This window comes from Proteus sp. G4380 (assembly GCF_963885725.1).
In the GTDB taxonomy this organism is placed as follows: Bacteria; Pseudomonadota; Gammaproteobacteria; order Enterobacterales; family Enterobacteriaceae; genus Proteus; species Proteus mirabilis.
In genome coordinates this window covers 88,960-95,209 of record NZ_CAWPAV010000089.1, presented here as the reverse complement: position 1 = coordinate 95,209, position 6,250 = coordinate 88,960, and the positions used below count along the sequence as shown (strand labels likewise).

General features: G+C 36.2%; 8 protein-coding genes. 2 read left to right on the top strand and 6 right to left on the bottom strand.

Annotation, left to right across the window (positions count from 1 at the left end):
- Positions 1-166 precede the first annotated feature (166 nt).
- Positions 167-562: an 8-oxo-dGTP diphosphatase MutT gene (gene mutT / locus AACU98_RS07845; RefSeq protein WP_012368230.1), complete on the top strand. Its 396-nt coding sequence runs from the start codon at positions 167-169 to the stop codon at positions 560-562.
- A 52-nt stretch (positions 563-614) separates the two neighbouring features.
- Here the strand turns inward: mutT and yacG are convergent, their stop codons facing one another.
- The 6 genes from yacG to ppdD form a co-directional block, all read right to left on the bottom strand.
- Entirely contained in the window at positions 615-830 is a 216-nt protein-coding gene (yacG, locus tag AACU98_RS07840; RefSeq protein ID WP_004244091.1) for a DNA gyrase inhibitor YacG, read from the bottom strand.
- Between the two features lie 52 nt (positions 831-882).
- A complete protein-coding gene (zapD, locus tag AACU98_RS07835; protein ID WP_004244089.1) occupies positions 883-1,635 on the bottom strand; it encodes a cell division protein ZapD in 753 nt (250 codons plus the stop codon).
- A 2-nt stretch (positions 1,636-1,637) separates the two neighbouring features.
- Positions 1,638-2,252, bottom strand: a complete 615-nt coding sequence (gene coaE / locus AACU98_RS07830) for a dephospho-CoA kinase (protein WP_004244087.1) — start codon at positions 2,250-2,252, stop codon at positions 1,638-1,640.
- A gap of 277 nt (positions 2,253-2,529) precedes the next feature.
- On the bottom strand, positions 2,530-3,729 hold the full coding sequence (locus AACU98_RS07825; protein ID WP_012368229.1) for a type II secretion system F family protein: 1,200 nt from the start codon (positions 3,727-3,729) through the stop codon (positions 2,530-2,532).
- Positions 3,726-4,829 (bottom strand): ATPase, T2SS/T4P/T4SS family, encoded by a 1,104-nt coding sequence (locus AACU98_RS07820; protein WP_161735783.1) that lies wholly within the window; start codon positions 4,827-4,829, stop codon positions 3,726-3,728. Before AACU98_RS07820 ends, AACU98_RS07825 begins: the two co-directional genes overlap by 4 nt.
- Positions 4,830-4,927: 98 nt before the next feature.
- Positions 4,928-5,371: a prepilin peptidase-dependent pilin gene (ppdD, locus tag AACU98_RS07815; protein ID WP_161735781.1), complete on the bottom strand. Its 444-nt coding sequence runs from the start codon at positions 5,369-5,371 to the stop codon at positions 4,928-4,930.
- 210 nt (positions 5,372-5,581) lie between these two features.
- Here ppdD and ampD point away from each other — a divergent pair, with 210 nt between their 5' ends.
- Positions 5,582-6,124 carry a 1,6-anhydro-N-acetylmuramyl-L-alanine amidase AmpD gene (gene ampD, locus AACU98_RS07810; RefSeq protein ID WP_004250361.1) on the top strand — a complete coding sequence of 181 codons (543 nt, stop codon included), beginning with the start codon at positions 5,582-5,584 and terminating at the stop codon, positions 6,122-6,124.
- The last annotated feature ends 126 nt before the right edge of the window (positions 6,125-6,250 follow it).

Here is a 6,250-nt window from a genome sequence, read left to right as displayed (position 1 = left end):
TAGTGATGATTGAGTTTAAACGAAAAGAGTCCAACTTTTGCGGGTCGTTCATCAGGGGGGGGAGCAGATGCCGAATAGTGAAGAAAGAAAATCAACCTCATACTATTGGATCTACGGTATAATGGTGAAGTTTGTCAGTGAAACGTATGATCTAATAAGGCTGTTTATGATAGATAAAAAAAAACTACATATTGCTGCAGGTGTGATTTGTGATAAGCAAAATAATGTATTTATTACCCAACGCCCTTTGACATCTCATATGGGAGGATATTGGGAGTTTCCTGGTGGAAAACTAGAAGATAAAGAGACGCCAGAGCAGGCATTATACCGTGAGTTGCAAGAAGAAATAGGTATTAATGTGACACAATGCCAGTTGCTTGAAACGGTAGAGCATGATTTTATTGATAGGCATATTACATTATCATTCTTTTTAGTCACAGAGTGGGAAAATAAACCTTACGGTAAAGAGGGGCAACTTTCCCGCTGGATACCTATTATGTCCTTAAATGCCGAAGATTTTCCACCAGCTAATCGCTCTATTGTTGCCTTATTGCAAAAATAATCAATACAGCCACTTCATGATTGTTGTGGCTGTATGAGTATGCTGTGGGCGTTTAATTAAACGGCTTAGGATCTTGCTCTGGCATTTCACTCCATTCATCGCTGTCATTGCTTTCGCTTTGACTTGGAATTCGCTTCTCTTCAGCCGCCCATTCGCCTAAATCGATTAACTGGCAACGCTTACAACAAAAAGGACGATAAGGGCTACTTTCATCCCATATTACCTCGGTTCGGCATGTTGGGCATTTCACTATTAATTTTTCGCTCATTATCTCTCCTGAATTTAATTGAGATGATTTCTGTTGTTGATATTAAGCTATATTAACAACATGAAATCTCAAAAGGTAGTTCAGAAGGGATTGTGCCATGCTCACTGTCAAGAGGCAAAAAGCGAATAGCATAACGGTTTTTGTGTCCTGAGACTTGAGGGTAAATTTGCTGGCTGGCAAGTAGTTTGATCCGTAATAATTCACCTTCTTCCGTACTGTCTTGATAAAAACCATTATGGCTTAATACCGGTTTAAATGTATCTGATTGACGAATAAGTGTTAATAGGGCATTTAATGCATTTTGTAGAGGATATAACCCTTCCTGCCAACAAGTTAACTTTTCAGTACGCACCGTTTGAGGAAGATTTAACCACAAATGCAAAGTAGGGACATCAAAGCTACAACATCCTCCCGGAATGCTGAGGCGTTGTTTTACTAAGCTGATGATTTTATCTTGTTTTAAATGTTGTCCAATACGTGGTGCTTTACTTAATGCGCAAGCACTTTCTGATAACTCATTAATAATATGACTGACAATCTCTTTATCGACATTAGGAAAGGATAACCACTGTTGCAGTTTTTTTTGTCTTTTTTCTAACTCTTTAAGTAGCTCTGCGCGGATCTCCCCGCGATCTAAAACTTCAATAAATTCTGAAACGGCACGAAAAAAAGATAATGCAGAAGATAATGAATTAATAGATTGAAAACTATTTAATTGAATTAATGAGTTTTCAATTCTAAGCCATGAACGCATTTTCTCATTAAGCGGGTGTTCAAAAATAATTGTTGAGGTTTCTTCACTCATGGCTATTGTCCTGTATTGCTTTTTTGAGCTAATTCTAAGTAATGCTGATGAAGTTGTTTTATTTGTTCATCTTGATTTAAGCTATTATCGTGATTTTCAATAATATCATCAGCAACGGCTAATCGTTGTTCTCTTTTAGCTTGGGCTTGTAAAATTTTGAGTACATGATCTCGGCTTACACCATCACGTTGCATAGTTCTGGTAATTTGTTCTTCTTCAGTCACATCAACCACAAGAATACGATCGGCTAAATGTGTTAGTTTATTTTCAACTAATAAAGGAACAACCCAAATAAAATAAGGGGCGCGAATTTGTTGAATTTGTTTTTGCGTCTCTTGTTGTATAAGTGGATGGAGTAACTGGTTTACCCACGCTTTTTCTTGTTGATTTTGAAAAATAATATGACGTAATTGCGCTCTATTTAACTTGCCATCAGGCAATAAAATAGTGTCACCGAAGTGTTGCTGTAAGGCTTTTAATCCTGGCGAATCAGGCTCTACCACTAATCGTGCAATGACATCCGCATCCACAAGAGGGACGCCGAGTGAGGCAAAACCATTAGCGATGGTCGTTTTACCACTACCAATACCACCTGTAAGAGCAACTGTATAAGTCATTGCGTTCGTCTATTTTTAATTAATCAAAATTTACTGTTGATTGCGATATTCTAAAGCTTAAACTGATTTTTATCACAAGATAATAACCGCAATATTTGGGTTTTATTCAGTTATTATGATAAGCGATTTTCTGCTACCCTGACAGCCTAGCTTACAGTAAGTGGCTAAATCTTCGCTTAATCGGCTATTAATATATCAAAATGTAATGATGATGCATTGTATCACTGATGTTTTGATTATTAGACGCATTGTTAATGACTTTAGGATATTGCTAGCATCAATGTATGGTATCACCTAGTTGTAACACCGGAAGATACATCGCAATAATAAGCGTGCCAGTAATCAATGCGATCAGTGTCATTAAAATAGGCTCAAGCCATGTTTTTACACTATCAAGACGTTCTTCTAATTGATGATAAAACCAGTGGGTAAGTTGCTGGCAAAAAAACTGTAGTTGTCCAGAATTTTCTGCTGAAGAGATCAATTGATAACAGATTGGCGGGAATAGAGGATTATGTCGCATAAATGAGCTAAGTGATTTGCCTTGAGTAATATGCGCTATCATATCAGTGAGTGCTCGTTGATACAGTGAATGCGTTAATTGCTCTGTAATAATTTTTAACCCCTGTAATAGTGGTAATCCAGCTTGTTGTGTAATCGTCATTATCTGAAAAATAATATGTAGCTGGTGATATCTTAATAAGACCCCCAAGTAAGGAAGATTAAGCCAACATCGTTGTTCAATGTCGCGAAATTTAGCACTATGGTGTTTAATAGTGTAATAGCTATAAGAAATTATTAATATAAACAGCAGGATAATTAAACTATATTGAGAAAACCATTGAGAACATCTAATTAAGGTTAATGTTAGCATCGGTAGCTCAGTATTAAATGCACTGTATAAAGATTGATATTCAGGTAAAACATAGATCAACATAGATATTGTAATAACGATTAATGTTAATAATAAGAATAGAGGATACTGAAAAGCTTTTATTATTTTTTTTATTAAATCCCGCTGGTTTTTTAATTGTGTTGTTTGTAATAAGAGAACTTCATCAAGCTTACCACTCTCTTCACCAATATAAATAAAATGGGTTAAATTAGCAGGAAAATAGAGTGGATAACGACTTAACTGTTTAGATAGTGCGCCTCCTTGATTTAGGTGAAAAATAATATCATTTAAAACACATTGCCAATGTAAATAACGACATTCTTCTTTAAGCAGTGTTAATGCGGGCAAAAGTGCTAAGCCTGAATGAAGTAATAACGCTAACTGTTCAAGAAGTTGAATGCGGTATTGTTTATCACTATTTTGAAAGATTATTACCCTATATAGGCGAATTTTTACTGGTAATTTTTGTTGTTGAATAAGTTGATCAATAACTTCATGTTTAGATTGAGCGACAACGTTGCCACTTAGCCATTTTCCTTGATAAGTTAATGCATTATAGCGATAGATAAAATGTAATTTCATTCAATATCTCCGACTACTTGATAAACTTCATCTAAAGACGTGATCCCCTTCTTTATCAGTTCAATACCTGAGTTAAATAGTGCGTAAGGTGAGGGAAGTGATTGCTTGGCAAGTTCAAAACAATCATAAATAGCTGTTCTGCCTTTGTAGCCGGAATAACAAAATTGACAACCTGTTGCTTGCCAATTGGGTAATATAATTTGTTGATTATTAATAATGAAATTTTTCTGTTCAGGTGATGGGTATTTACAGTTGCTACATAAGCAACGAACTAAACGTTGAGAAATAATTAATTTTACACAAGAGTCGATTAAATCTTTTGCGATGCCTAAATTAGCCAAACGGGCGAGTGTTGTTTGGGTAGAGTTAGTATGCAGTGTTGATAAAACTAGGTGGCCTGTTTGTGCCGCTTTTATTGCTATTTCTGCTGTTTGTTGATCACGTATTTCACCTATCATAATAACATCGGGATCTTGGCGTAATAGTGCCCGTAATATTGTTGCAAAAGTAATACCAGCTTTTTCTGTTATTTGTGTTTGATTAATGCCATGGAGAGGTAACTCAATAGGATCTTCAATACTATTAATATTACGATTATCTTTATTTAAATATTGTAAACAACTATAGAGTGTTAAAGTTTTACCACTCCCTGTGGGGCCGGTGACTAAAATCATTCCCTGAGGTTGAGTAAGATATTTTTTTAATAGTGTTAGGTGAATTGTTTGAAAACCTAACTGTGCTAATTGTGGCTGTTGCAGATTATTCATGAGCCGTAAAACTATTTTTTCTCCATATAAAGTAGGAAGTGTCGCAACACGTATTGAATAATTGTTTTTCTGGTAAGACCAATTAAATTGACCATCTTGTGGTAGGCGTTTTTCGGCAATATTAATATTCGCGAGGATTTTTAAACGTGTCAGGATCTCGTTAGCTAATTGATTGTCAGGGGGAGAAAACAACACTAGATGATTATCAATTCTCGCGCGAATTCTCAGGCTATTTTGTTGTGGCTCTAAATGAAGATCAGAAACACGTTGAGCAAGGCTGTGACGTAACAATTGCTCAATAAACTCTGTTGCTGTATGGATAGTATTATTCATGAAAGCTCTTTTTTACGATAAATGATTTATGGATGGTAAGGGCTAGAAACAGAGCCTATTGGCTTTTCCACCTTGGTTGAGGTTGTCGTTAGATTGGTTTAATGAGATTTAAAAACCTTATGGCATAGCTTTTGTAACGCGGTGTTAGTTGATGTGCAGTTAATTTGCCAATGGGGAAGTGTCTCTTTACTGTTTGTTGCAGGAGTCATTACGATGGTTAGCCCTTCTAGTTGAGCCTTACCTTTTGCACTAATAACGCCATTGGCAACATGAATATCAGTAAGGTATCGACTACGAAATTGTTGAGGCATAAAACTGGCATCAGCATGGCATTGGTTATATTGATGTTCATAGTGACAAAGTTCCACTGCAGAACGATAAGGCGACAGGGTTTGTAATACATCAGTTAAGGCGGCCTTTTGGATATAACCATGATAAGCAGGGATCGCCACTGAGCTTAAAATTGAGATAATGGCAATCATAATCATCAATTCCATTAGCGTGAATCCATTCTCTGTTGAGTGATAATTTAATGTATTCATTTTTCTCTCCTTGATAAATAACCTGTTGAAGTATGAGAAAAAAGCGTTTTATTGGCGAATAGAGAAGCTAAGAATTGAGTAAAATATCGAAAAGAAAAAGGCGTGATACAAAATTAACCACTATTATTGAGAGCAAGTTCGCATTAATTGGCGGATATTATTAATAAAAATAGCTAATATGATTTTAAATGTAGAAAAAAGAGGGGTGTTGTGGAGATTAAGCAAGGCTGGCTAACGGGAGTAAAGCACGTTCCATCGCCAAATTATGACAATAGACCTGAAGGTGAAATCCCTTCATTGTTGATTATCCACAATATCAGTCTTCCTCCTGGGCAATTTGGTGGACCTTATATTGATCAACTGTTTACCAATACGCTTGCTGTTGATGATCATCCTTTTTTTAATGAGATTGCACATCTGCGTGTTTCTGCGCACTGTTTAATTCGCCGTGATGGTGAAATTGTGCAATATGTGCCTTTTACGGCACGAGCGTGGCATGCTGGGGTTTCCTTCTATAAAGGGCGAGAGAAATGCAATGATTTCTCGATTGGTATTGAGCTAGAAGGAACCGATGAGTGTGACTTTACGCCGCAGCAATATCAGCAATTATCGACACTCACTCAGCAACTTATTGAACACTATCCGGGCATTAAAGAAAATATTACCGGACATAGTGATGTCGCACCTGGTCGGAAAACAGATCCGGGACCTCATTTTAATTGGTCATATTACCGAGCACTATTAGCAAAATAACACAACAAAATGCATTAATAATTGATATTTTTGCATTGACAATCAATATATGAATGCTGTCACGCTTCAGTGTGACTGTTTATGTGTTTAATCAATGTTAAAAAATAGTGTTTTTAATCTTTTCTA

Coding starts and splice junctions, on each gene's coding strand:
- mutT (WP_012368230.1), top strand. CDS start 167: ATGATAGATAAAAAAAAACTACATATTGCTGCAGGTGTGATTTGTGAT.
- yacG (WP_004244091.1), bottom strand. CDS start 830: ATGAGCGAAAAATTAATAGTGAAATGCCCAACATGCCGAACCGAGGTA.
- zapD (WP_004244089.1), bottom strand. CDS start 1,635: ATGAGTGAAGAAACCTCAACAATTATTTTTGAACACCCGCTTAATGAG.
- coaE (WP_004244087.1), bottom strand. CDS start 2,252: ATGACTTATACAGTTGCTCTTACAGGTGGTATTGGTAGTGGTAAAACG.
- AACU98_RS07825 (WP_012368229.1), bottom strand. CDS start 3,729: ATGAAATTACATTTTATCTATCGCTATAATGCATTAACTTATCAAGGA.
- AACU98_RS07820 (WP_161735783.1), bottom strand. CDS start 4,829: ATGAATAATACTATCCATACAGCAACAGAGTTTATTGAGCAATTGTTA.
- ppdD (WP_161735781.1), bottom strand. CDS start 5,371: ATGAATACATTAAATTATCACTCAACAGAGAATGGATTCACGCTAATG.